Here is a 26,485-nt window from a genome sequence, read left to right as displayed (position 1 = left end):
CTTACCTTGTGCATACGAAGGTTGGTCATTTCACCGGGAAAGAAAAAGTGGACTGAAAGCAGATGAGTTCTTTTGACCAGGAACAAGCAGCGTAATATCGCATGACGGTTGACTTTCGTAGAAAGGAGGTGCCAGTGTTCTAGGTAACTAATCTAATATTAATCTATTATTACCCTATTTTTACCCCGAAACAACTGATTTATTCCGTTTGCCTCCATACATCTGCACCTAAAATTCGCAAATTCGTCACTAAGTTATCATATCCGCGATCGATATACTCCACGCCCGTAATTTCTGTTACGTCATTTTCCACCGTTAAGCCTGCAATAACTAGCGCTGCGCCAGCCCGCAAATCCGACGCTCTTACTTTCGCCGCATTCAGCTTCGTTCCTTCAATAACAGCAGAACGACCTTCCACGCGAATCTTCGCGCCCATGCGCAGCAATTCGGGAACATGCTTGAAGCGATTGCTATATACGAGATCGGACAGCATGCTAACCCCTCTAGTCTGTGTAAGCAAGCTAGTCATCGGAGACTGCAGATCCGTGGCAAAGCCAGGGTACACCAAGGCTTTCACGTCAATGCTTTCGTAATCGACACCGCCGATGACACGGAGCGATTCATCGCCCTCTACAATCTGGACGCCCATTTCCTCCAACTTGGCCGTAAGAGCTTCCAAATGCTTCGGAATAATATTATCTATTAAAATATCTCCACGCGTAGCCGCAGCCGCGATCATGTACGTTCCGGCTTGAATGCGATCCGGAATAATCGAATGGCGGCAGCCGTGAAGACCATCTACCCCTTCAATGCGAATCGTTTCCGTACCCGCACCTTTAATTCGCGCCCCCATTGCGTTGAGCAAAGTGGCAACATCTATAATTTCAGGCTCTTTTGCCGCATTTTCAATGATAGTGGTGCCTTTAGCCCGTGAGGCCGCCAACATTATATTAATCGTGGCACCAACGCTGACTACATCTAAATAAATCTTCGCGCCGCGCAGTTCGCGCGCAACAATATGAACGGAGCCATGATCATTCGTTACCGTCGCTCCTAACGCTTCAAATCCTTTAATATGCTGATCAATCGGACGGGGCTCGAAGTTACACCCGCCTGGCATGCCAATCGTCGCCTCTCCGAATCGTCCTAACAATGCGCCCATTAAGTAATAGGAGGCCCGTAATTTCTTGACGGGGCCGTTGTGCATCGGCATGGAGATCAAGTGGGAAGGATTAATGTGCAGGCTGGTTCCCTCCCGGCTGACTTGCCCGCCGAGTTCGGTAATAATTTCGCCATAGGTTGCGACATCGCTTAATTCAGGCATGTTATCGAGCACAACTTCGCTCTCTGCTAATATTGCTGCAGGTATAAGCGCTACCGCGCTGTTCTTTGCTCCGCTAATCTGAACGGTGCCACATAGCGGCCGCCCGCCGCAAATCATTAACTTTTCCATCACAAGCTGAGTTCCTCCCACACCGTGCTGATGATAGCCGGCTCATCCATATGCTTAATATTGAAATATGGTCATCCCAAAAAATAATTCACATTCAAAAAGTCACTTTTCGGCACCGAGAAGTACAAGTTTTCGCAAGAAAACTGCTTCGGAAACATATGCTCTTGGAGAGTGAACGTAAGATTCGATGTCGAATGACATCTTGGGATGCATCGTGATCAAAAGGGGACTTTTCTGAACAACCTCTATAATACTATAAGTTAGGTGGTATAATCACAAAAAAGGGAAGAACACCGGAGAACCGGTGCTTTTCCCGCATTTGTAGACGCAAATATAAATATCCGATTACGCTTGGTTGTTGCTTCCGAACAAGCGGATTTTAGCGCGAACCACTTCAACCATCGCATTGCGAGCTGGCGTCAAGTATTTACGAGGATCGATTACATCTGCATTCTTGTTCAACGCTTCGCGAATCGCTTTCGTGCAAGCGACTTGGTTCTCTGTGTTCACGTTAATTTTGCCTGCGCCTGCGGCAATTGCCTTGCGAATGGCTTCGTCAGGCACACCGGAACCGCCGTGCAGTACGACAGGTACAGGAACTTTTGCAGCAACAGCTTCAATGATATCGTAATGAAGTTTAGGCTCGCCTTTGTACATGCCGTGTGCCGTACCTACAGCAATCGCAAGTGCGTCAACGCCTGTTTCTTCATAGAAACGAATCGCTTCTTCTGGGTTCGCCAATTGAGCGGATTCCTCATCCACCGTAAGGTCATCTTCTGTCCCGCCGATTGTACCCAATTCACCTTCAACGGATACGCCCATAGCATGAGCCGCTTTAACGACTTCTTTAGTCAAGCGGATGTTGTCCTCATACGCATGATGGGAGCCATCGAACATAACGGAAGAGAATCCTGCACGGATACAAGCCATAGCCACTTCAAACGTGCTGCCATGGTCAAGGTGCAATGCGATCGGCAAGCCGGATTTCTTCGCAGCCGCTTCCGCCATTGCTACTGTATATTCCATTCCCATGTAACGCAGTGCCCCTTCGGATACACCGAAGATAATTGGCGCTTTCTCTTCCATCGCAGCTTCTGTAATGGCTTGTGTGAATTCCAAGTTGTTAATGTTGAATTGGCCTACCGCAAATTTATTTGCTTTAGCTTTCGGCAGGAATTCGTTCATCGAAACTAATGGCATGGTCTCCATCCTCCTAGGAAGTTGTTCGTCGTCTGTCTCTCTTCTTGTTAGCCGACATCTTGTACGGTGTTATTATATCACAATTAGGCGCAAAAAAGTAAACAACCTCTTGACAAAACAGAACACATCCGTCTGTTGGAGGTTGTTCAAAAAGCCCCCTTCAGACGAAATCCAAAAAGCAAAGAGGCTGGGTCAGCAACCCAGCATCGCGCATCATTTCTATCATTCGTTAAGACGGCAAAGTCATATGACCATGCTGTTCGTTACTGTGGGCTAAAGTCATGTTGACGGCCACTCGCATTTCATCAATATCAAATGGCTTTGTAAAGTGCATAATAGCTCCCAGTTCGGTCGCTTCCTTAATCATATCCAATTCCCCATACGCTGTCATCATGATGACGTTCATGTGTGGCTTCATCTTCTTGATTTGTTTTAAAATTTCCAAACCGTCCATCCCAGGTATCTTCATGTCAAGCAGAACGATATCCGGTGATTCATCCTGTACGATGTCCAGCGCCATCTTGCCGTTAGAAGCCTGATATGTCGTATATCCTTCGCTGCTGAACACTTCCATGAGAAGAACCCGAATACCATTCTGATCATCAACAATTAATACTTTCTTTTTATCCAACTGGTACCCCTCCCACCGTGTATCACGAGCGAGTATGTTTGCCTTGTCATAGCTGCCGTCTCGCATAACATGCTTATATTGCAAAGTTACAGTACATATTCGCTTCTTCCTATTAAATTCCTCCTTACTTTAGGAAAAACATCTGCTTCTGTACCGCGGGAAGCAAAAAAAGCGAAAATTCTCACATGGAGAATCTTCGCTTTGCAAATATATACATTATCCCAACTGTTTAATCGCAGCTTTGACGAACTCACGGAACAATGGCTGTGAACGGTTCGGACGGGATGTGAATTCCGGATGGAATTGCACCGCAAGGAACCACGGGTGGTTCGGAAGCTCCACGATTTCAACCAACCGTCCATCAGGGGACGTTCCGCTTACTTTCAAGCCGGCACGCTCCACAATTTCGCGGTATTCGTTGTTAAATTCATAACGATGACGATGACGCTCGTATACGAGCTCGTCGTTGTAGCACTCCATCGCAAGCGACCCTTCCTGCAATTTACAAGGATACAGGCCAAGGCGCATCGTGCCGCCCAAATCTTCGATGTCCTTCTGCTCTGGCAGCAAATCGATAACAGGATACTCTGTCGACGGGTTGATTTCCGAGCTGTTCGCTCCTCTCAAGCCGACAACCGCTCGCGCATATTCGATTACAGCAACCTGCATGCCTAGGCAAATACCAAAGAACGGAATTTGCTGTTCACGCGCAAAGCGAATCGCTGTCACTTTTCCTTCGATACCCCGATCGCCGAATCCGCCTGGAACTAAAATGCCATTAACTCCCAACAATTGCTCGCTTACGTTCTCTTCCGTAATCTCCTCCGCGTTGACCCAACGGATGTTCACTTCGGCATTGGCATCAATACCAGCATGCTCCAACGCTTCAACAATGGACAGATAAGCATCGTGAAGGGCAACGTATTTCCCGACGATAGCAATCTCAACGCGGCCTTGCAGCTGCTTCACGCGATTGACCAGCTTCGTCCACTCGACCATATCCGGTTCTGGCGTCTGCAGCTTCAGATGGTTGACGACGATATTATCCATGCCTTGCTCGCGCAGCATGAGAGGAACCTCATACAAGGTGGAGGCGTCACGGCACTCCACAACCGCGTTGGCGTCAATGTCGCAGAAGAGTGCGATCTTGCGCTTCAAATCTTCCGAGAGCTCGTGCTCTGTCCGGCATACAAGCATGTTCGGCTGAATGCCGATGCTGCGCAGCTCTTTGACGCTATGCTGCGTCGGCTTCGTCTTCACTTCACCCGCTGCTTTGATGTAAGGAATCAGAGTAACGTGAATGTACATCACATTATCGCGGCCGACATCGCTCTTGATTTGACGAATCGCTTCCAGAAACGGCAAGCTCTCGATATCGCCTACCGTACCGCCGATCTCCGTAATGACCACATCGGAGCCCGCTTCTTTGCCGGCGCGGAAAACACGCTCTTTAATTTCATTCGTGATGTGCGGAATAACCTGTACGGTACCGCCCAAGTATTCACCGCGGCGTTCTTTAGAGATAACCGAAGAATAGATCTTCCCTGTCGTCACATTGCTGTTCTTGGACAGATTGATATCAATGAAACGCTCATAGTGGCCAAGGTCCAGGTCGGTTTCCGCCCCGTCGTCGGTTACGAACACTTCACCGTGTTGATAGGGACTCATGGTACCCGGATCAACGTTGATGTACGGGTCAAACTTTTGAATCGTTACTTTCAGACCCCGATTTTTCAGCAGTCTGCCTAGGGATGCTGCCGTTATTCCTTTACCTAGAGATGAAACGACGCCGCCCGTCACAAAAATGTATTTTGCCACTGGTGAAACCCTCCTATGATCAAGTGCATTCATGACATATGTTCTCGGGAGGCTTTGACTCTTGAATCAGGTCCGATGGAGTTTTTGCAATTCATGCTGCATGATGTTATCGTAACCCATTTGCAGGAGAAAAATTGATGCAAGATGTCATAAAAAAAGCTCCTATCGAAGGACACCCGAATCCGAGCGTCCGCGATCAACGGAAGCCTTTTATTCGACTCAAAATATACCATGTCCGAGCAGGCCATGCCGTCGAGCAGATACATTCCGATATCGGAAAAAAATAAAAAAGTGACTCCCGTAGTGTCACGGGGCACTTTCTTCTTATGTTCAATCACTCTATTCAATTCAATACAAATCCAAAGCCCATATGCTAGTTTACTCTGTAGGTAGTCCCATGTCAAGGGAGCACGCTTGGATTTTTAAGGGGATGTGAAGAAGTGAAAATGCCGCTTACTTATCCTTCCCATCAAAGCTTCTGAGCAGCTTCTTCAACAGGACCAATAAGCAAACGGCATTTATGCCAGCCACGCAGTGGGGAACAGCCGATTAACGGTTATCCTCAGCTTTGTCGGCTTCTTCGAAGTCTTCTTCCAGTTCTTCTTCCCCTTCAGAACTGTCTTCATCGATTTCTTCTTCATCGATCATGACTTCTTCGTCAACTTCTGCCTCTTCCTCTTCATCGTCGAAGACTTCTTCCTCTTCGTTGTCTTCATCCACGAAATCGAAGTCCTCTCCATCAGCAGTGTAGTTGTCGTCTTCTTCCACATACTCGTCTTCCATATCGTCGTCTTCATCATTAATGATACGCGGACGTTTGGAGCCTCCCATCGACTCTTCCGAACGGTCAACCGGATACCAACGTTTCAAGCCCCACAGGTTGTTGCCAACACATGCAAAGCGGCCGTCAATGTTGATTTCGGTATATAACTGCGCAATCACATCGGTAATTTGCTCTTTGGTTAATCCACGAAGCTTAGCTACTTCGTTCATTAGATCGCGGTAGTAGAAAGGCGTGTTGGCAGCTTTCAATATAAGGAAAGCTAAATCCACCATCGGCATTTCTTGCACTTTGTCGGGATCTAGTTTCAATTCCAACGGGGTGCTCATTCGGACACATCCTCTCTCAAAAGGTTCAAACTGATACTAACATATCCATGTTCACACATAAGTAAAACCGATCTGCCGCGAAAAAGCAAGTTTTCTTCAGCCAGACAAAAAAATGCCACATATCAGTCATTTCAAGACAAAAAAAAGAAACGCGAAGGGCTATCCTTCGCGTTCGACTGTATCCGCACCCGACGAAAGCAGTGGCCCTCGTCTTTGGTGTGCTAAGCCCTTCGCCGGCTCTTCTTCATATTATGTCCCGGGAAGACATTTGACACGGAAGAAGGCCTAACTTTCTCAAAAAAGGCGGCTACCCCAGTCCACCTTGCAGCAGAACGCATACGATACTCCACAAGGACCTGTCGGGAGGGACTCGACATTGGATGTTACGGGCTTACTCCAGTTGATGCTTCATGAGATTTCCTCCAACGGACAACGTGGGAAGAGACAGCTGATTCGCTTTTACAACCCTCAATTGTACGAACGATGCTGCAAAGCTCTGTACGATCTGCAAAAGCGCCACCCCGAGCTTGGGAGCGTCCATACCGTTCCGTTAATCCTAGCTTGGATCTGTCCGGTTCCAGCTGGTCTAAATCGGCAATTGGCTCTGTACCAAAGCGAGTTCGTTGTTGAGGATGATATTCAAGTAACGATGCATGCCGCATCGCAGAAGCCCGTTGCTTGGGAACGCGGCATTCCTTGGGGCGTGCGGCACATTAAAGCGCCCCAGGCATGGAGCACGACGACCGGCCATCACGTGTACATTGGCGTCATCGATACGGGAGCTGATTACCGCCATCCTGATTTGCGCAACTCTTTGATGCGCGGCGTCAATCTGGTTCACCGCGGATTGCCTCCGTATGACGATAACGGACACGGAACGCACATCGCCGGTACGATAGCAGCCGCCAATCAGATGTATGGAATCATTGGCGTGGCTCCTCGTGCGCTGATCCATCCTGTCAAAGCCTTTGACGAGAATGGATCTGCTTATGTATCTGATATTATTCAAGGCATTGATTGGTGTGTGCGTCATGGCATGAATATAATTAATATGAGCTTCGGGATGAAGACGCGCAGCAAATCACTGTTAAATGCAGTGATGAACGCCTATAACGCAGGGGTCACCATCGTCGCGTCTTCAGGAAACGATGCCAAACGCAAAACGATCGATTACCCCGCCCGGTATCAGCAGACCATTTCTGTGGGCGCGACCGATCGGGTCCGCAAAATTGCGAATTTTAGCAATCGAGGTCGATTCGTCGATATTTATGCTCCTGGAGAAAAAATTGTGTCTGCATGGCTTAAGGGAAAATATCACGAAATGAGCGGCACTTCCATGGCCACCTCTCATGTCAGCGGCGCGATTGCCCTGCTGCTCGCCATGAAGCCGGGATTGAAGCCAGGGGAGATCAAAACCCTTCTGCGCCATTCCGCCAACCCTACGCGCGGCCCCAGAGGCAAGGGCGGCACGCCGCGCGGAGCAGGCGAAGTAGACGTGATGCGTCTGCTCAAGGAAGTGGAGCGGTAGGGGGCGGCTGCGATCTCGCCGCAGGTATACGCTGCTGTTTCATTGCGCAAAATACAATGCAAAAAGAAACAAGAGGGCTATCCTTCAAGTCATTCAGACTTTTGGGATAGCCCCCTTTTTTTATTGGCTCGTCATCGACAATTTATGCTCATTTTTGGCCCGCAAAGACGGGACATGCGTATTTTGTCGACCATTGGCGCTTATGGTCTCGCAATCGGCCCCAGGCATGGCTGCGAACTTCATCAGAGGCTGCCCAGCATCGGCGCCATTTCACCCGCCGCTCATTCAAGATAACTAAGCTGCTGTAATTGGCGCAAGACGCGTCCGCGGCGCATTCCATAGCTCAATCCATTTCTTAATGGCCGAGATGAGGATGATGATCCCAAGCACCATCATAATGATGGACAGTGAAGCATTCAAAATACTGTAACCGGAGGCCGTTGGATTCAAGTATACGTTCGCAACCATCCACACTCCCGCGTAATTGACCGTTACGAACAAATATGCCAACGGAATCAAACACGTAAACATGTACCTGCGTTTGTCCGCTATCTTCAAAATGACCGTCGCTCCGATGATAAGACCAATCGACGCCATCATCTGATTAGATACTCCGAACAGTGCCCATACGGAGCCAATATCGCCTGAAAAGAGTAAATATCCCCACATCAGGCAAGCTAACGCACTCGCGAAGATCGAGCCAGGCACCCAATCCACCCGTTTCAACGGTTTGTAGATGTCACCGAAGAAATCTTGGATAATATAGCGTGCGACACGCGTTCCGGCATCGATTGCCGTTAGGACGAAGACCGCCTCGAACATGATGACGAACTGGAAAAAGTATGATGCCAAGCCTTCGAACCATGGAATCTTCGTGAAGATATAGGTCATGCCAACTGCCAGCGTGACGGCGCCGCCTGTTCTTCCCTCCAGATTGAGGCCGATTTCACGCGCCAATTCAGGCAAATGAACCGTGCTCATACCGAGCGCCTCGAACGCTTCCGGCGTGGAATTAATTGCGAAGTAGTCCGCTGGCTGCAGAGCAGTGGCGGCGATTAGCGCCATGATTCCTACCACACATTCAACGAGCATCGCGCCGAACCCAACCACTTTAATATCACTCCAGCGATCCAGCATCTTCGGTGTCGTTCCAGAACCGACGAAGGCGTGGAAGCCAGATATTGCTCCGCAAGCAATCGTTATCGAGATGAACGGCCAGACCGGGCCAGCCAAAATCGGACCTCCCCCGTGAATGAATTCCGTTACCGCCGGGAATGGAATCGCCGGGTTAATAATAAAGACGCCGATGATAAGCGCGATGAAGACGCCGATTTTCATGAAGCTGCTCAAATAATCGCGCGGCGCGAGCAGCAGCCAGACCGGCAAAGCTGCCGCAAAAAAAGCGTATATCGGTAAAATGACAGCCAATGTTTTCATGTCAAAGGTCAGCCACTCTCCCAGCGCCGTACCTTGAATATAAGGGCCCATGAACACGCCGACTAGAAGCAGAATAAAGCCGATGGTGGAAGTAACCTTCAGATTGCCTGTTTTCTTATACAGCAGCCCTACTCCCATTGCAATCGGAATCGTAATGCCGACCGAGAACGTTCCCCATGGATTATGCTCCAGCGCATGGAGCACGACCATTGACAGCCCAGCCATCGTAATCGTAATAATGAAGAGCATAGCGAGGCCGGTACAGAAGCCGGCGACAGGTCCTAGCTCGTCCTTCGCTACTTCGGAGAGCGATTTGCCCTGCTTGCGCATAGAGGCGAACAACACAACTGCATCATGCACCGCTCCGCCGATAACCGCACCAATAAGCAGCCACAGCAGTCCCGGTAAGTAACCGAACTGCGCGGCCAGGATCGGCCCAACGAGCGGGCCGGCTGCCGCAATCGCGGCAAAATGGTGCCCGAAGGATACCCATTTATTCGTCGGCACGTAATCTTTGCCGTCGTTGAATTCGTGAGCCGGAGTCGGCTTGGAGTCATCAAGCTTTAACACTTTTGCCGTCATGAACGTTCCATACAGTCGATAAGCAATCATCAAAATGCAAATAGATCCGATTACAATTGAAACCGCATTCATTAGTGGCCACTCCCTTCGATTTCCTTGTGGCTATCTTATAATATGAAAACGAAAATTATTCATTTTCACGATAGAATGTGAAGGGAAGAGAGTGAGCTGCAAAAAGAGAAGCTTGAGATGCAAACGTTTTCAGTTGTGGTGCGTAATCTAAAATCCGAGGATCTGCTTCAGATCCTTCATATAAGTGCGGCTGACCGGTACCTGGGAACCGTCCTGGAGCTTCAATTGACAGGTGGAGTGGAACCACGGCTCGATTTCTATAATCCGATCCACATTGACGAGATAAGCCCGATGCACCCGTATAATAGAAGGATGTAGAAGCTTGCGCTCAAGCATCGTTAACGGCTCGCTAACTTTGTAATGCCGTTCTTTCGTCACGATGACGGTCTTCCCCTCTTCAAATCCGATATAAATAATATGATCGACATGCAGCACAACGATCCGCTCATCCACTGTGATAGCTAAGCGATCCTGGCGTTCCGGAACTGAGGAACGGGACGCCGGGGAACGCAAGTTAGGCGGCACCCTCATCACAAGCTGCTTGTTAAGTCTCTCTACTGTCTGATGCACGCGAACCTCATCAAAGGGCTTCAATATATAATCAACTGCGTTCAGCTCGAATGCCTTTAAAGCATATTCATCGTATGCGGTGGCGAACACGATTGCCGGCGGCGCATCCAGTTCCATTAACCGCTGTGCAATCTCCAAGCCGCTTTCCTCTGCAAGCTGTATATCTAAAAAAACGACATGGGGACGAACTGCCCCAATGTGCACCAGTGCCTCATCCTTCGCCTCCGCCTCTCCTACAACCTCCACTCGCTTCGTGCGACGCAGCAAATAAATAAGCTCATCTCGTGCTAGCGGCTCATCCTCCACGATAAATGCCTTCAACAAGATTATCACCTCTTTCGACGAAATGGACAGGCAGGGTGATGCGGACTGTCGTTCCTTGGGCGGTCTCACTTGCAATACGGAAGGAAGCCTGGTTCCCGTACAGTTCTTCAATGCGCGTCTTAATATTATAAAGGGCTGTGCCGGTTCCTTCCGCCGATTGTACGGTTTGCTTACCGAGAGCGCCCACAATATCTGCCGATATGCCTTTACCGTTGTCCTTCGTTACCAAAATCATGCTCTCCCCCTCAGCAGTCGCACTTATCGTCACCCGACCTATCGGCTCGGTGAAGCCTTTGGAAAAGGCGTGGCGGATGGCATTCTCCACCAATGGCTGCAGCGTGAACGGCGGAACCAATACATCATTCAGAGAGGCGTCGATATGTGCTTCGATCGTAAACTTGCCGGGGAATCTCGCCTGCTCCAATGACAAATAGGCTTCTACATGCTCCAGTTCCTTGTGCAGAGGAATGAGCATCTTGCGGGCACCTTGAAGATTGCTGCGAAAATATACACTGAGTTGCTGCAGCAGCTTTCTGGCTTGCTCAGGATCCGTACGGCACAGCACAGAAATGGTGTTGAACGCATTGAACAAAAAATGGGGATGCACTTGGGCCTGCAGCGCTTTAATCTCAGCATCCTTCAAGAGCCTGCTCTGAAGCTCCGCTTCCGCCAGCTCCAACTGGGTGGAAAAAAGCTTGCTTAATCCCTCAGCCAACTCCCGTTCGACTTGATCCAGCCTCGTAGCACGCCTGAAATATAGCTTTAGCGTGCCAATCGTGCTGTCGTGCACCTTTAGCGGCAGCACCAGTGCGGCCTGCAGCGGGCAATCCAGGTTATAACACTGGATCTCCTCGCGCGAAGACGCCTTATGAACGATGCCTTCTTCAAGCACCTTCTTCGTTAGTCTCGTTGAAATGCTCTGCAACGCAATATGGTGATCGGCACCTGTCCCGACATGGGCCAAGATTTGATGCTGATTCGTAATCGAGATGGCGTCGGCGTTCGTCTCCTTTAAAATAATTTGGGCGGCTTCACGGCACGAATGCGCGTTTAAGCCTTGGCGGAAGAAAGGCAGCGTATGATCTGCAATATAAAGCGCCTTATGTGTCTGCAATGCTCTGGAACGCTCTTCTTCCTGAAATATAGACTGGATAATGAGCATAAACAGCAAGGTGCCGAAGCCGTTCACTACTACCATCGGGACACCGATAATCTTCACCAGCCCCCATGCGTCGGCCCACGGCTCGGCAACAAGCAGGATGATACCCATTTGTGCGCACTCCATCAGAATGCCGATTCCTGCGGTTAGCCATGCGGCCTGCTTTCCTTGTGCACGAAAGCGCTTACCAATTATTCCGGTAACAATGCCGGCCATAATGGTCGAGATGCCGCATGCAACCGCAGTATAACCGCCTAAGGAAAGGCGATGCACTCCTGCAATCAATCCGACGCCGGTTCCTACAAGCGGTCCCCCCAACAGTCCGCCGATGACAACACCCATAATGCGCGTGTTCGCGATCGCGCTCCCCGTATCTACATCCGTATGCCACGCTTGCGAATAGATGGAGCTGTCGTGGATCTGAACTCCGGTATAGTTGCTAATGACCCCAAACGCGCCGAATACGACGATAAGCATCCATTTCTCGGTCAAGCCATGCTCGTGATGAACGATTTGGCGGAAAGACTTCATACGTGACAGCACAAATGCAATAATTAGCAAAATGCCGACACGTTCTATCATTAAAGGCAGCAGATGAATCAATGCCATCACCATCCTTCTTCCCGTCTGCTGTGGATCTGTGCATGACGCTGCATCTATTATACAAGAGATGCTCTCAGACTTCGCTTGGAAATAAAAAGCTGGCGTCTCCTCCTTCGAGACGCCAGCGTATAACGGTCAGCCATATTCGTAATTGATCTTACATCCGTTCTGGCGCAGATACCCCTACCAGCCGGAGCACATTTGCGATAACGGTGCGCACTGCGCCTAACAGCGCCAGGCGAGCCTGTGTCTGTTCCGGGTCCTCAGTAATGACACGCTCTGCCTTGTAGTAGCTGTGTAAGAGCGACGCTAATTCGTATACGTACCGGATTAAGCGATGCGGCGCATAATCACGGGCCGCAACTGCGATCTCTTCTGGCAGCTCGCCCATTTTGCGTAGCAGATCGTATTCATGCTCGGTCGTCAGCGTGGTCAAGTCAATATCGCGCAGCGGCTTCAATACCACTCCCTGCTCCTCTGCTTGACGATAGATGCTGCAAATGCGCGCGTGCGCATACTGCACGTAGAACACTGGGTTCTCGTTCGACGTCGAAATCGCCAAATCCATGTCGAAGTCGAGATGAGAATCCATGGAGCGCATCGTGAAGAAGTAGCGGATCGCGTCAACGCCCACTTCCTCCATCAAATCCTCCATCGTGACCGCTTTGCCGGTACGCTTCGACATCTTCACTTTCTCGCCATCCTGAAACAAGCTGACCATTTGAGCAATGAGCACAATCAACTTGTCCGGTTCATTGCCAACTGCTTCCATTGCCGCTTTCATCCGCGGAATGTAGCCATGGTGGTCAGCGCCCCAAATGTTAATCATGCGGTCGAAGCCGCGGCCGTACTTATCCATATGGTATGCAACGTCAGGTGTCAAATAAGTGTAGGAACCATCGTTTTTCACCAAGACGCGGTTCTTGTCGTCACCAAATGTTGTCGTGCGCAGCCACGTCGCGCCTTCTTCTTCATAGACGTGTCCGGTAGTGCGCAGTGTGTCGAGCGCCTTCGTCACTTCCCCGTTCTCATACAATGACGTTTCACTGAACCATACGTCGAACGGCACGCCGAAGCGACCGAGATCGCGTTTAATTTTGTCCAGTTCTTTCTCCAGTCCGAATTGGCGGAAATACTTCGCACGCTCTTCTTCGGCCAGCTGCAGAAGACGATCGCCTTCCTTATTCACCAGATCCTGCGCGAAACCTTTAATATCTTCACCGAAATAACCGTCTTCCGGCATGTCCGCATCGAGACCAAGCGCCTGCTTATAGCGGCACTCAATCGACTTCGCCAAGTTCATCACTTGGTTGCCGGCATCATTAATATAGTACTCGCGCGTCATCTCATAACCTGCATAATCAAGCAGGTTGCACAGCGCATCGCCAACCGCTGCACCTCGGGCATGCCCAAGGTGAAGGCTTCCCGTCGGGTTCGCCGAGACGAACTCCACTTGAACGCGCTGTCCGGCGCCAATGCCGATACGACCGTAGTCCGAACCTTTGTCGGTAACTTCCCGCACCACATCATACAGATAACTTTTGTTCATACGGAAATTAATAAATCCTGGGCCCGCGATTTCGGTACTTTCAATAGAAGCCGCCGCTTTATCCAGGTTCTCAATAATCACTTCCGCGATCTGACGCGGATTGCGCTTCGCAATGCGAGTCAACTGCATCGCCGCGTTCGTCGCCAAGTCACCGTGCGACTTGTCCTTTGGCACTTCGATGACAAAGGACGGCAGCTCTTCGCGCGTCACCAATCCGGCCTTCACGATCGCCTCATCAATTGCAGTCTTTACTTGGTCATTCATTTTCTCCATTACACTCATGCTCATTGTCTCTATTCCTCCTGCGCCATTCTGTTATGCGTGTCTGCGGGTGTCATCTTCAGCTTGATTTCGAACTGTCCCGTACATTGCTCTTCAATATAAAGCTGGTATGCCCAAGTGAGCATTAATTGATCGAACTGAAGCGGTCCTTCAAATGGCCACGGGTTGTTCCATTCCATCAGAGAGGTATACGTAGTCATCGGAAAGCGCAGTGCTTGGGAGCGATAGTAGCCTCCCTGCTTCTCGCGATAAGAAAATGTCTGCTCTGACTCCACTTGTCCGCGCCGCGTCAATTTGATTTGACGCTTGCTTATTTTTATCATCACCTGTGTAGGTGAGCTTGCACTCATATCGCTGTCGCCATCATTCTGACCGTCCGGATGATTTATCGGCTCGATGTATCGTACATAGAAATGCGTACCTTTGCGGTACAACTCTCCAGTTACCTCTTGGGTCACGCGCTCATCATCTTGACGGCTGTCAATGACGATGCGCACCATAAGCTTGTTCGCCGCTTCCGCTTGGCGTTCCGTCATCATTCTAACTCCAATTCTGCAAAGTCTGATTATTAAATTATCCGGTAATAGCAAACCTTTTGCAACCGGTTTGACCGGAAAAGTTCAACGTTTATTGTACAACTAAAAGAAAACCTTTCAAAATTGTAAGGTTGGTGATGGAAAAAACGATGGATTCAATCCCCATTGTTACACTATAATCCCTTTAGCCCTTAATAATTTGAGGCATCCCGTTCAGTAATTAAGGAGGTAGCTACGATGTTGTGGATAGAATTAATGTCTTGGATAAGCACACCCGCCGGGAAGCTCATGTTCTTCCTTCTGATCCTCCATGGGGCATGCACCATCTGGACCTCTATCGACAGTTATCGCATCGACCGTTCCATCTTATTCTCGGCAGGAATTACGCTTATCGTCAGCATTGCTCCGATATTTGGTTTTGTAATATATATCATGATTCGGCATACGAAGCTGACTTCCCACGTTCCGAAATCGTCGCGAATGCGTTCCGCGATCCCGCGTTGATGTTCAAGCCGCATTCATTAGTGTAGCCACAATTAAAAGGAACGTACACAAAGGGGCAGCCCCTAAGCAGATATTTTGCTTATGGAACTGCCCCTATATTATTGGACCGTGCTAGCATGTCTGCTTTACGTGCCTTTGCCCATTCTCCCTTTGAATCAGAAACGAGTCGCCTCTATCTTCGAAGTATAGATGGCCACTCCACATCTACCTCACGCTTCTGTGCGGCCGAACGGAGAAGCGCGTCGATTATCGTCTGTTGGACGAGTATTTCGCTCGCTGGCACCGGCGCAGGGGCGTCATCTCGGATCGCACGGACGAAATCGGATATTTTCAAGAAGAACGGCTCGTCGAGTGGTTGTCCTGACAGCGGAATGGCCGTCTCGGTCTGCCGGCCCATCATATCCCGATACATGCGGATATCCCCTAAGCAATCGAATGAGCCTCCCCAAGCGCCCGTACGGCCAGAACCAAGCTTCAGTCCGCCTTCCGAGCCAAGGAAGAACGTCGAGCCCATAGAATCGAGATGCATCGCCCACGACGTCTTGAACGTCATGACCATGTCGTTCTCAAAACGAATGAAAGCCACCCCGAAATCCTCGACATCGAAGCGATCTGCCTCTGGACAGATGGCTGGGTTCGTACCGAGACGGTTGCCGGAAAAGGCGGATACGGTCAGCGGACGCGGATGATTAAGCGCATATAGCGCCATATCTAGCGAGTAGCACCCGATGTCCGCAATGGCACCAGAGCCTGCGATGTCGCGCCGAATGAACGTTCCACCCGGGATGCCGCGAGGTCTGCCTCCCCCGAGCTCGGCATAGTATACACCGCCGAGTTGCCCGGACTGCACAATTTCCCGCACCAGCTTAATATTGTCGTCGTAGCGCGGCTGGAAGCCGACACTCAGCATTTTACCCATACGTTCCGCAGTCTCCACCATTTCAATGCCCTCGTCCAATGTAACGGATAACGGCTTCTCCACCAGTACGTGCTTGCCTGCCTCCAGTGACAATAACGCCTGCTCATGGTGCGATACGTTCGGGGTGCAGATGCTCACGCCGTGCAGCTCTTGTTCCAGCAGCTTGCGTGTATTGTCAAATGCCGCTGCTTCCGCCAGCCCCTCCTCATCAATGAGTGCCTGCGCTCTGCCGGGCACGATATCCGCTACTGCCGCCACCACGACGCCAGGAATCCTTTTATACGCCCGCGCATGCATTCTTGCGATCCCGCCACTGCCGATAATGCCGATTCGAATCACTTGTTCTGTCATAATGCCGTTCCTCCATTCCTATTAACTGTATATGTTTCCTTTACCCTTAAATACGTACCGTGCCGCCTATACGCGCGGATTCATTAGTTGCTTCCATTATACGGCTCAGATCAATCGCCAGCGCTGTATTGTCGCCTTCCGGCTTCGTGCCAAGCATGCGGTTCACCCACTCGTCGAACATAGAACCTTCAGGCTTGTCGAGTGGAATGTGCTTCACTGTTCCGTCGGCGCCGCGCAGCGTGAGAAGGTCCTTGCCTTGTTCGGACGTAAATAACAGAGAACCTTCCGTTCCGTGAACTTCAATTGTATATGGCGATCCGCCCGTGACGAATCCGGTCTCCGCAATCCCGATGACGCCGCTGTCATAATGAAGGAGCGCCGCCGCATGATCCTCGACCTTCCGCTTCGTCATATATCCATAAGCCGCCGTCACCGCTTGCGGAATGCCAGCAAGCAGACGGATGAGATACATTGGGTGGCAGCCAAGGTCTATCATTGCTCCGCCGCCGCACTCCTCCAAGCTGTAGAAATGCTCTGGCAGCCACCCGGCAGTGGCTCCATTATGCGCCATGCGCACGCGAATCAAGGTCGGTTGTCCGACTGTGCCTTCCTTTACCAACCGCTCGATCGTTATGCCTTCACTCTCATAACGGCGGCGCAGCGCGACAGTCAGGATAACGTTATTCATGGTCGCTTCCGCCATCAGCGCTTCCGCACCCGCTCCGGTAACGGACAGCACCTTTTCCGTAAATACATGCTTCTTCGCCCGTAGGGCTCGCGCAATAACGTCTTCGTGCATCGTCGTCGGCGTCGTTACAACGACCGCATCGATATCCGTGCGGCTCAACAGCTCGTCAAGTGACGGAATACATTCCACCCCATACTTGTCCGCATAAGAGGCCCCGCGCTTTACGTTCTCATCCCACAGCGCCACTACCTCTGTCTCTGGATGGTTGCGGAACGCCTCCGTATACTCCTCTGCATGCACGTGCCAATAGCTCAAAATAGCTACTCGAATCATCACGATCTCTCCTTTTCCTTCCATATATAGTTACTCATGCCTATACATATCTCATCATCTTGCAGTCCGGCCATCACCCGTATCACGTGTTTACCCTTTAGCGCCCTTGCGGGAATCCCGCGGCGAGCAACCAAACCTCTTCTTGTATACCCTTTCAAAATGCGCCAAATTGTTAAATCCGGAAGCATAGCATATTTCGGTCACCCGCCAGTCGCTCTCTGCGAGCATCGTCCGCGCGCACTGCAAGCGCAGCTGCTGCACATAGATCTGAAACGTCATTCCTGTCGCCTTCTTGAACCTTTCACTGAAATATGGAGGCGACCAGCCTGCCTGCTTAGCTGCGGACTGCAGCGTAATCGATTCGCGGAAGCGATGGTGAATATACCGTTGCGCCGCTCGGATCGGCTCGTCCAGTTCCCCAGAGGATAATGGTAATCGTGCGGTATTTACCTTCTCGGCGTTATGGCGCACCTGCCGGAATATGCAGATTAACAGCTGTTCGAGCAACGCACGCATCATGCGTTCCGCCCCTGGCTCATTCGCTTCGTACTCACGGTATATCAACTGCGCATTTTCAATCGCCTCTATCCCTACTTGGCATTGGATAGCGTTCCAAGAGTCGGCAAACAGCCATTTCCACGTTTCCTTGGTAATGCAGCTTTCCTTGAAAATAATATTGACGACTACTAGCGCTTCTTCGTTATCCGGCGCAATCGCATGGAAATCTCCTGGGGTAAGGACGAACACATCCCCCCGCTGAAGAGTCAGCTCCTCGCTGTTCAACCGGTGTTTGCCCGTACCGCTCACAATCATCGTACATTCATAAAATTCGTGACCATGCCAAGGAACCTCGTCCGCCAAATACATCTCATATGCAGCCATACTGCGATCGGGCAGAAAGTCTGCAATTTGCAGCCGATTCAGTTCCACCGTGATAGCCTCCTTTGACACCTGCTCCCTTCGTGATTGAATTCGGCAAGTATGCGCTCATTCAGATGGGCATGCCCCGTGTTTCCCTACAGTATAGAAGAGTCGGTGCAGCAATGCCCTGCGTTATTTATGGAAAATACGACTTATTTTAAGATGGCGAACGTAAGGTATCCGACCATATTGCTCTTCCAAGCGAATGAAAACGGTGTTGCCGCTTATCGCATAGACGACCATGCATAATTAAAAAGTTATCAGAAATTGAGGCAAAATTGCCAAGTAGTCATGATCATCACATTGTGCCGCCGTGTTTTTATCGGATCCATAGATAAAACATATCCTAGTGGTTGGACAACGCAAGGCGGTTCGTTTGTCATTAGTGCTGAACTGATCGTTTTAGCAGGTATTGAGCCTGATTGTATGGACATTAACAATAGTTATTATCAGCAGTATTTGAAATGCTTGGTATGGGCGGGGTACCTTGAGGAGTAGCGTACGAGGTCCGTTATTTTTTGTCCCCCAAAAATATCCAGCTCCCCACTTCCTCGTACCATGTGGCTTACCAAACCTTTTGCCCACTATCCCATTGATTCAGAGTCCAATACTCGAGTGGCACAGTCCAAACGCTCTTAATCGTATGATTGGCGCACCCTAGTTCCCCCTCTCTATCTTGTCATGCTCCCTGCGTCTGTTGAATCCGGTCCTCCACCGTGCATTTGTTGATGTACACACACTTTTTCCAAAGCCTTCGAGTCGTTAATTATGCCATCTGTATTTCTAACTACTGCTCCTGAAGCATTAAAGGGGCAGTCTGAAGCATTGGGAGAGTGAACAAAAGAGAATCGAGAGAAGGGGGGCGAACACGTTAGAGGGAATTTTCAAGAAGGCTGAAGGCAAAAAAATCCCTCCTCCGTTTATCGCGTTGCAAACACCGCGATGCGGTAACGAAGAAGGGAATTTCACATTTATTTTACGAAACCAAGCAGCATTTCTCGGATAATCTTGCTTGCCGTAATTGGCGTCTGCTCCGTCGGGTCGTAAATCGGCGCCACTTCCACCAAGTCGCAGCCGACGACGTTCGCGTCCGAACGGGCGATAAGGTGCACCGCTTCCAGCAGCTCCTTCGACGTAATGCCACCCGCTTCCGCCGTACCCGTACCAGGCGCACAGCTTGGATCGAGCACGTCAATGTCGATCGTGACATATACCGGCCGGCCTGCCAACTCAGGCAGCGCCTTCTTCAGCGGCTCCGCCACGTCGAACGGATAGAAATTAATGTTTTCCCGCGCATACGTCCATTCTTCGCGGGAACCGGAACGAATCCCGAATTGATAAATATTTTTGCCGCCCATCAAGCCTGCCGCCTTGCGAATCGGCGTCGAGTGAGAGAGTGGCTCCCCTTCATAGTGCTCGCGCAAATCAGCATGAGCGTCAATATGGATAATCGCCAAGTCTGGATACTTCTTGTACACCTCTTGAATGACTGGCCAGGTGACAAGATGCTCCCCGCCCATACCGACCGGGAATTTGCCATCAGCTAGCAGCCCGCGAATGTAATCACCGATAATGTCCAAGCTCTTCGCCGCATTGCCGAATGGCAACAGCAAGTCGCCGGCATCGAAATAGTTCAGTTCTTCAATGCTCCGATCGAGATAAGGGCTGTACTCCTCCAAACCGACAGACGCCTCGCGGATACGGCCAGGGCCGAATCGCGAACCGGGACGGAATGAGACCGTATAGTCCATCGGCATGCCGTAAATGACCGCTGTTGCGGCTTCATAATCATCCGAGCTGCAGATGAACACATTGCCGGAATATTTTTGATCCAGTTTCATAGTTGATGGCCTCCTTCGTTCTTTCTTTTGCCCCGTTATGATTTGCAGAGATCTTCTACAAATTTAGGCAGGCAGAAGGCTGCGTTATGCAGACGTGGCGAGTAGTATTTCGTTTCCATTTCCGGAATGCTCGCTTCATCTATATTCATAGGATCGTATTGCTTGCTGCCTATGGTGAACGTCCACAACCCGCTTGGGTAAGTCGGAATGTTCGCACCGTACACGCGTACGATCGGGAAAATTTCCTTAACGTCACGGTTTACCTGCTGAATCAAATCTGCCTTGAACCAAGGGTTGTCCGTCTGCGCCACGAACAAGCCGTCTTCTTTTAACGCTTCGTAAATGCCTTGGTAGAAGCCACGCTCGAACAACGGCGCCGCAGGGCCGACAGGCTCCGTGGAATCGACCATGATGACATCGTACTCGTTCTTGCTGTTCAAAATATGCATGTAGCCATCGTTTACGATAACTTCGACACGTGGGTTGTCGAGTTCACCCGCAATTTCCGGCAAATATTTTTTCGAATACTCAATGACCTTCCCGTCGATTTCTACGAGGACCGCTTTCTCAACGGAAGGATGTTTCATAATTTCACGAATAACGCCACCATCTCCACCGCCGACTACGAGCACTTTCTTCGGATTCGGATGTGTAACGAGGGCCGGGTGCGCCACCATCTCATGGTAGACAAACTCGTCTTTAATCGTCGTCATAACCATGCCGTCCAATACGAGCATTCGTCCGAATTCCTCGGTATCCAACATCGTCAGATGCTGAAACGGCGTCTGTTCATTCACGAATGTCTCGCGAATTTTTGCCGTAATGCCGAAGGTCGGCGTCTGCTTCTCTGTAAACCACAATTCCATAAAATCAACCTTCTTTCTTCCGATATGGTATCGTTGGTCCAGTCGAAATGCTCGTAATGGTTCCCATGTATACATTCGTAACACTTCATCTCCATTTTGCACCAAACAAGAGTATTATAGCGTTTCCCCCCCAAAAAGCAACTATCTCCCAAGTAATTATTTTCAAACCATTTCGTCCGGTATAGAGCGAATGAAGCAGCTGCGTACGGAAAAATAACAATTGTGCAGATGAATATCCTTTTTTATCCTACTCCATACTGATAGCAAGGACCTTAAGCTGACTTGCCGACGGGAAAGCAGCGGATTATGAGGAGGAGCCCGACATGAATGCGAAAAAAAACTACACAAAGGCAAAACGCCGGCTCCGCCTGTTCCTATGGGGCATCATTGGCACGCTTGTGCTTAGCCTCGGCGCCTCGGCTTCCGTGCTCGGCTATTTATATATGACGGATCTGCCTGTATCCAGTATTCAGCAATCGTCTCAGCTGCTAGACTTCCATGGGAACGTGCTGACAGCACTGACGCCAGGGCAGACGCAGCAGTCAGCGGTGAAGCTAGCCGATGTCGCGTCTGAAGTCGTCCAAGCGACGATAGCAACTGAGGATCGCCAATTCTACCATCATATGGGCATCGATTTCAAAGGAGTGGCGCGGGCCTTTCTCGTCAATCTGGAGCATCTGTCGAAAAAGCAAGGAGCGAGCACTTTAACACAGCAGCTCGCCCGCAATCTGTATCTTAGCCACGAACGAACATGGACCCGTAAGGCGAAGGAGGCGCTCTACGCGCTGCAGCTTGAGATGAAGTATAGCAAAGACGAAATTCTCGAGATGTATCTAAATCAAGTATATTACGGTCACGGGGCCTACGGCATCGAAGCGGCAGCTCAGCTTTATTTCAACAAGCCTGCACGGAAATTGTCGCTGGCAGAGAGCGCATTGCTTGCCGGAATTCCGCGCGGACCCAGTTATTACTCGCCTTATTTAAATATGAAGAATGCAAAGGACCGCCAAAAAATCGTGCTGCAAAACATGGTCGATATGGGCGATATTACGCAGGATACAGCCAAACGTGCGTATAACGAAATGCTCGTCTTCCGCCCTCAGGAGGAGCGCGCTGAGACACTTGTAGCCCCCTATTTCCGCGATTATATCCGGCGGGAGCTGGCGGCGCTCGGCATCCCCGATGAAATCGTGGAGGCTGGGGGCCTGCACGTCTACACGACGCTTGATAAGCGGGCGCAGGAGGCGGCAGAGGAAGCCGTCGCGAAGCAAATCCCCGCCGCGGGTGATCTGCAGGCTGCTCTCGTATCGATTGATCCGCGCAACGGATATATTAAGGCGATGGTAGGCGGCAAAAATTACCGCGTCAATCAATATAACCGCGTGTTCGCGGATACGCGTCAGCCCGGATCTGCCTTCAAGCCGATCGTCTATCTGGCGGCGCTGGAGAAACGGGCTGTCACGGCGGCCACGCATTTCGTGAGCGCCCCGACTTCATTCAGCTATGACGAAGGGCGCCAAGTGTACAAGCCGCGCAATTACGGCGGGAAATATTATGGCGATATCGATCTTCGTCAAGCGATTGCGGCGTCCGACAATATCTATGCAGTCAGTACCATTATGCAAATAGGCCCGGAACAAGTGATTTCGCTGGCCAGGCGTCTCGGTATCGATAGCAGCATGAAGCCGCTGCCTTCCTTGGCGCTCGGAACGTTCCCCGTCAGCCCTTTCGAAATGGCGTCTGCTTACGCCGTGTTCAGCAACGAGGGCAAACGTGTTATTCCGCGCGCCATCTTGAAGGTGACGGCCCCGGATAGGCGGGTGCTGTATGAAGCGTCGCCGATGGAGTCAGAGCAGGTTATCGATCCATCCGACACTTACGTGTTGACGAGCTTAATGGAAAGCGTGTTCGAATCCGGTGGCACAGGCAATCGGGTCGCAGCCAGCATCAAACGTCCCGTCGCCGGTAAGACGGGAACGACGGACTCCGACGCGTGGATTGTCGGCTATACGCCGGAATTGTCGACCGCCGTATGGGTCGGCTATGATCGCGGCAAGATGATTTCGGTGTCGGAATCGCATAAAGCAGCGCCCATCTTCGCTGACTATACGGAGAAGGCGCTGACGAGCGTACCGCCTAAAATCTTCACCGTGCCGGATAACGTGGTTAGCATTTATATCGACCCGGATACAGGAAAGCTCGCCGGTGAGAATTGCCCCGTCAAGCGTCTGGAAACGTTCGTGAAGGGAACTGAACCGACGGAATGGTGTGACCAACACGGGGCCAAGCAACCTGACTCGCCGCAAGCGAAGCCGGTTCAGGAGACGCAAGAAGCCGGGAAACGGTCGTGGTGGCAGCACTTCAAACGGTGGTGGACCAACTGATCGTGACTTCGGCACGAGGATGTAAAGCATCGATGCTAGCAAAAAAGCTGCCGGAGATTCGGACTGCTCATACAGAGCTTTGTCCGGATTTCGGCAGCTTGGCTTTACTTACGCTGAAGATCAACGTCAAAAAGACCTGTTCCCTCTATGGGACACAGGTCTTCTTCCATTATAACACTGCCTCTAATGTTGGCGGACGATTATGCCAACTGCGCTTTCAAATCATCCGATGAACGTTCCCACCACTCGGCGTTGTGCGTCATAAGCAGCTCGCGCAGTGCCGCTTTCTCCTCCGCGTCGAGTCCATCCAATATAATGCGGCGCTTCATCGCATTATCCATCTTATTCACGTGATCGGCGAGAATTTTCCAACCTCGCTTCGCTTCTGTGTCGACTAGCATCTCGCACGCCGCTAGACCACCGTAGCATGCGCCTTCAGGAGTTCTGTCTACTGCCACCCATACAATCCAGCATTTGCGGCCGTTCGGCACGTCCTCCTTGTTAGGTATGAACTTGATGCCACGCTCCACCTTGCTTTTCGCATGCATAGCACCCAAGTCAATATAAGCTTTGCCCTCATCGATAATGACAGGCGATACGTTGTTCAAATCGATGCTGCCTGAACCGAATCCTTTATGCTTACTGCTGCTCATCACATTCAGCGCAAGCGGCTTCTTAACCTTCTTATCCGAAGCATCCATCGTTATGCGCTCCTTCCTTGCCCTAATACTCCAGTACACAAGAGCCCTGGGGGGCGATCAAAATCATTTTCATTTTAGCTAATATTCCGCAAAAAGCCAACATATACATGCTGTAGATGCTTGTCAACGGGAGGTTAGAAACGTATGACCCGACGCAATGTCTATCGCCCACTTCTATTTATTATCGCACTCTTGGCCGCCAGCTTCATCCTCCTCGTCTGGTTCCGGCCGTCCGGCACCGTACCTTCTCTCGGTCCGGAAGTGCAGAAAAAAGCCGCACAGGAGCCCTTTACGCCGCAAAGCGTAGAGAAGCCGAGCGCCGAGGTGCTTAGTGAGCGTATCGCCGAGTACCATATTGATGTCAAATTGGACGAGTCAATTCATACTCTGTTCGGTGATCAAACGGTCACTTGGACCAATCCGGGAATGAAGACGGTGAACGAGATCTATTTCAACCTGTATCCGAATGCGTTCCAATCCCCGGACTCGACCTTCATGAAAGAGTCGGGCGGCATATTGCGAGAGGACAAGATGCCGAAGGACGGTTATGGAGGCATGACCTTAACGGCGCTGACAACCGTAGACGGCCAGTCCCTAATGAACCGGATCGAATACGTTCAGCCGGATGACGGCAATGCCAAGGATCAGACTGTCATGAAGATTCGCCTGCCCCAGCCCGTCAAAGGCCAGGAAGACATCACCTTGAAGCTGAAGTTCAAAGTGAAGCTGCCGCGAATATTCGCCCGGATGGGGTATGCAGATGATTTCGTCATGGCCGGACAATGGTACCCGAAGATTGCCGCCTATGAGAAAGCTGGTGTGCGCGGCAGGGCGGCCGAAGGCTGGAACGTGCATCAATATCACGGCAGCTCCGAGTTTTACTCCAACTACGGCATCTTCAATGTGCGCATCCAAGTACCGGAGTCATATATCGTCGCTTCGACCGGATTTCCGACGAAAACACCTTACATCGCGGACGGTTACAAAAACTATCAATTCTATGCAGACGACGTTCATGACTTCGCTTGGTCAGCTTCACCGAACTTCATCTACTATGAAGAACCGTTCTCTGCCCCGAATGTGCCGGGCGTCCGGATTAAGCTATATCTGGATCCGAAGCACAAATTGCTGAAGGAACGCTACATGTACGCGGCGAAGACCGCACTCGCCAAATTCAGCGAGTGGTACGGAAAATACCCGTATTCCACACTCTCTATTGTCGTCCCGCCAAAATCGGGCAACGGCGCAGGCGGAATGGAATACCCTACGCTAGTTACTGCATTCGGCGCCGAGAATGACAGTCCAGGCTATGATTTGGAACGGACGGTCATCCATGAGATCGGCCATCAATATTTTTATGGTCTCATCGCCTCTAACGAGTTCGAAGAGGCGTGGCTTGATGAAGGGTTCACCTCCTATGCAGAGGACAAATTGATGGAGTCCGAATTCGGGGTCACGCCAAATCTAGCCATCACATCTAGCTACATTACCGATCCGGCTCCGCTCAAGCTCGCCGCTTGGCGGTATAAAAACCAAGATCATTATGCGGACAACGTATATTACCGCGCCAAGCTCGTGCTGCTCGCCATCGAGAAGCAGGTCGGGGAGAAGACAATGCAGCGCATAATGAAGACGTACACTCAGAAATACCGCTTCCGTCATCCAACGACCGCCGACTTCCAACGTATCGTCGAACAGGTCACCAATCGCAAATGGACCGATTTCTTCAATCAATATGTGTACGGCGGCCAAATGGCTGACTTTGCAGTGGAAAGCATTGATACTCGCACTACTGAAGTAGGCGGCGCGACAAGTTATGAAGCGATCGTCCACATTCGTAAACTGGGCGCTGACTACCCGAATATCCCAATTATATTCCGATTTGCGGACGGAAATACGACACGCAAAATGTGGGACGGGGATGGCGATCGGATGCAGTACCGGATCACCCATACAGCTCCATTGGATTGGGTCATGGTGGATCCGCTCTATACGATCGTAGTGGAGAATAAACATATTAACAACTATATGAAAGCACAGATCGAGGAGCCTGTTCGCACGCGAGTGAACTTGACCGTCATTAAATTCTTTGAAGCATTTACGAACATATTGGGGTGGTGAGA

Annotated in this window: 21 protein-coding genes; 5 read left to right on the top strand and 16 right to left on the bottom strand. The window is 50.7% G+C overall.

Going from position 1 to position 26,485, the window contains the following annotated elements:
* Positions 1-199 precede the first annotated feature (199 nt).
* The 4 genes from LQV63_RS23075 to LQV63_RS23060 form a co-directional block, all read right to left on the bottom strand.
* Positions 200-1,453 carry a UDP-N-acetylglucosamine 1-carboxyvinyltransferase gene (locus tag LQV63_RS23075; protein ID WP_019421208.1) on the bottom strand — a complete coding sequence of 418 codons (1,254 nt, stop codon included), beginning with the start codon at positions 1,451-1,453 and terminating at the stop codon, positions 200-202.
* Between the two features lie 345 nt (positions 1,454-1,798).
* The gene (fba, locus tag LQV63_RS23070; protein ID WP_019421207.1) at positions 1,799-2,653 is read right to left on the bottom strand and encodes a class II fructose-1,6-bisphosphate aldolase; all 855 of its coding nucleotides are present in this window, start codon (positions 2,651-2,653) and stop codon (positions 1,799-1,801) included.
* Positions 2,654-2,882: 229 nt separating this feature from the next.
* Positions 2,883-3,284, bottom strand: a complete 402-nt coding sequence (locus LQV63_RS23065; RefSeq protein ID WP_267934162.1) for a response regulator — start codon at positions 3,282-3,284, stop codon at positions 2,883-2,885.
* A 216-nt stretch (positions 3,285-3,500) separates the two neighbouring features.
* Positions 3,501-5,102, bottom strand: a complete 1,602-nt coding sequence (locus LQV63_RS23060; RefSeq protein WP_233698456.1) for a CTP synthase — start codon at positions 5,100-5,102, stop codon at positions 3,501-3,503.
* Between the two features lie 137 nt (positions 5,103-5,239).
* Here LQV63_RS23060 and LQV63_RS23055 point away from each other — a divergent pair, with 137 nt between their 5' ends.
* A complete protein-coding gene (locus LQV63_RS23055; protein ID WP_233698455.1) occupies positions 5,240-5,389 on the top strand; it encodes a hypothetical protein in 150 nt (49 codons plus the stop codon).
* 262 nt (positions 5,390-5,651) lie between these two features.
* Here LQV63_RS23055 and rpoE read toward each other — a convergent pair whose 3' ends face one another.
* Positions 5,652-6,212: a DNA-directed RNA polymerase subunit delta gene (gene rpoE / locus LQV63_RS23050; protein ID WP_233698454.1), complete on the bottom strand. Its 561-nt coding sequence runs from the start codon at positions 6,210-6,212 to the stop codon at positions 5,652-5,654.
* A gap of 376 nt (positions 6,213-6,588) precedes the next feature.
* Between rpoE and LQV63_RS23045 the strand changes: the two genes are divergently transcribed.
* Positions 6,589-7,740: a S8 family peptidase gene (locus LQV63_RS23045; protein WP_233698453.1), complete on the top strand. Its 1,152-nt coding sequence runs from the start codon at positions 6,589-6,591 to the stop codon at positions 7,738-7,740.
* 294 nt (positions 7,741-8,034) lie between these two features.
* Here the strand turns inward: LQV63_RS23045 and cstA are convergent, their stop codons facing one another.
* From cstA to LQV63_RS23020, 5 genes are all read right to left on the bottom strand, one after another.
* Positions 8,035-9,831 (bottom strand): carbon starvation protein CstA, encoded by a 1,797-nt coding sequence (gene cstA, locus LQV63_RS23040; protein ID WP_019421200.1) that lies wholly within the window; start codon positions 9,829-9,831, stop codon positions 8,035-8,037.
* 147 nt (positions 9,832-9,978) lie between these two features.
* On the bottom strand, positions 9,979-10,725 hold the full coding sequence (locus LQV63_RS23035) for a LytR/AlgR family response regulator transcription factor (protein ID WP_233698452.1): 747 nt from the start codon (positions 10,723-10,725) through the stop codon (positions 9,979-9,981).
* A complete protein-coding gene (locus LQV63_RS23030) occupies positions 10,697-12,493 on the bottom strand; it encodes a sensor histidine kinase (protein ID WP_325175913.1) in 1,797 nt (598 codons plus the stop codon). Before LQV63_RS23030 ends, LQV63_RS23035 begins: the two co-directional genes overlap by 29 nt.
* A 151-nt stretch (positions 12,494-12,644) precedes the next feature.
* Positions 12,645-14,324 carry an arginine--tRNA ligase gene (gene argS, locus LQV63_RS23025; RefSeq protein ID WP_325175912.1) on the bottom strand — a complete coding sequence of 560 codons (1,680 nt, stop codon included), beginning with the start codon at positions 14,322-14,324 and terminating at the stop codon, positions 12,645-12,647.
* Between the two features lie 5 nt (positions 14,325-14,329).
* The gene (locus LQV63_RS23020) at positions 14,330-14,857 is read right to left on the bottom strand and encodes a DUF1934 domain-containing protein (RefSeq protein WP_233698451.1); all 528 of its coding nucleotides are present in this window, start codon (positions 14,855-14,857) and stop codon (positions 14,330-14,332) included.
* A 234-nt stretch (positions 14,858-15,091) separates the two neighbouring features.
* Here LQV63_RS23020 and LQV63_RS23015 point away from each other — a divergent pair, with 234 nt between their 5' ends.
* Positions 15,092-15,358 carry a hypothetical protein gene (locus tag LQV63_RS23015; RefSeq protein WP_019421195.1) on the top strand — a complete coding sequence of 89 codons (267 nt, stop codon included), beginning with the start codon at positions 15,092-15,094 and terminating at the stop codon, positions 15,356-15,358.
* 172 nt (positions 15,359-15,530) lie between these two features.
* On the opposite strand, the gene LQV63_RS23010 is transcribed toward LQV63_RS23015, so the two are convergent.
* The 5 genes from LQV63_RS23010 to speE form a co-directional block, all read right to left on the bottom strand.
* Positions 15,531-16,628, bottom strand: coding sequence for a Gfo/Idh/MocA family protein (locus LQV63_RS23010; RefSeq protein ID WP_233698450.1), 1,098 nt, complete (start codon positions 16,626-16,628; stop codon positions 15,531-15,533).
* Between the two features lie 46 nt (positions 16,629-16,674).
* Positions 16,675-17,649, bottom strand: a complete 975-nt coding sequence (locus tag LQV63_RS23005) for a Gfo/Idh/MocA family protein (protein WP_233698449.1) — start codon at positions 17,647-17,649, stop codon at positions 16,675-16,677.
* Positions 17,650-17,739: 90 nt separating this feature from the next.
* Complete coding sequence (locus LQV63_RS23000) at positions 17,740-18,579, bottom strand: helix-turn-helix domain-containing protein (protein WP_233698448.1); 840 nt, start codon at positions 18,577-18,579, stop codon at positions 17,740-17,742.
* A 962-nt stretch (positions 18,580-19,541) separates the two neighbouring features.
* Positions 19,542-20,411, bottom strand: coding sequence for an agmatinase (speB, locus tag LQV63_RS22995; protein ID WP_233698447.1), 870 nt, complete (start codon positions 20,409-20,411; stop codon positions 19,542-19,544).
* Between the two features lie 35 nt (positions 20,412-20,446).
* Positions 20,447-21,277 (bottom strand): polyamine aminopropyltransferase, encoded by an 831-nt coding sequence (speE, locus tag LQV63_RS22990; protein WP_019421188.1) that lies wholly within the window; start codon positions 21,275-21,277, stop codon positions 20,447-20,449.
* A 323-nt stretch (positions 21,278-21,600) separates the two neighbouring features.
* Here speE and LQV63_RS22985 point away from each other — a divergent pair, with 323 nt between their 5' ends.
* Positions 21,601-23,661 (top strand): transglycosylase domain-containing protein, encoded by a 2,061-nt coding sequence (locus LQV63_RS22985; RefSeq protein WP_233698446.1) that lies wholly within the window; start codon positions 21,601-21,603, stop codon positions 23,659-23,661.
* Between the two features lie 200 nt (positions 23,662-23,861).
* Here the strand turns inward: LQV63_RS22985 and LQV63_RS22980 are convergent, their stop codons facing one another.
* A complete protein-coding gene (locus LQV63_RS22980) occupies positions 23,862-24,362 on the bottom strand; it encodes a YwhD family protein (RefSeq protein WP_233698445.1) in 501 nt (166 codons plus the stop codon).
* 144 nt (positions 24,363-24,506) lie between these two features.
* Between LQV63_RS22980 and LQV63_RS22975 the strand changes: the two genes are divergently transcribed.
* Positions 24,507-26,483, top strand: coding sequence for a M1 family metallopeptidase (locus LQV63_RS22975; protein ID WP_233698444.1), 1,977 nt, complete (start codon positions 24,507-24,509; stop codon positions 26,481-26,483).
* Positions 26,484-26,485: the final 2 nt, after the last annotated feature.

This window comes from Paenibacillus profundus (assembly GCF_021369635.1).
In the GTDB taxonomy this organism is placed as follows: domain Bacteria; phylum Bacillota; class Bacilli; order Paenibacillales; family Paenibacillaceae; genus Paenibacillus_B; species Paenibacillus_B profundus.
This window is presented reverse-complemented; position numbering and strand designations above follow the sequence as displayed.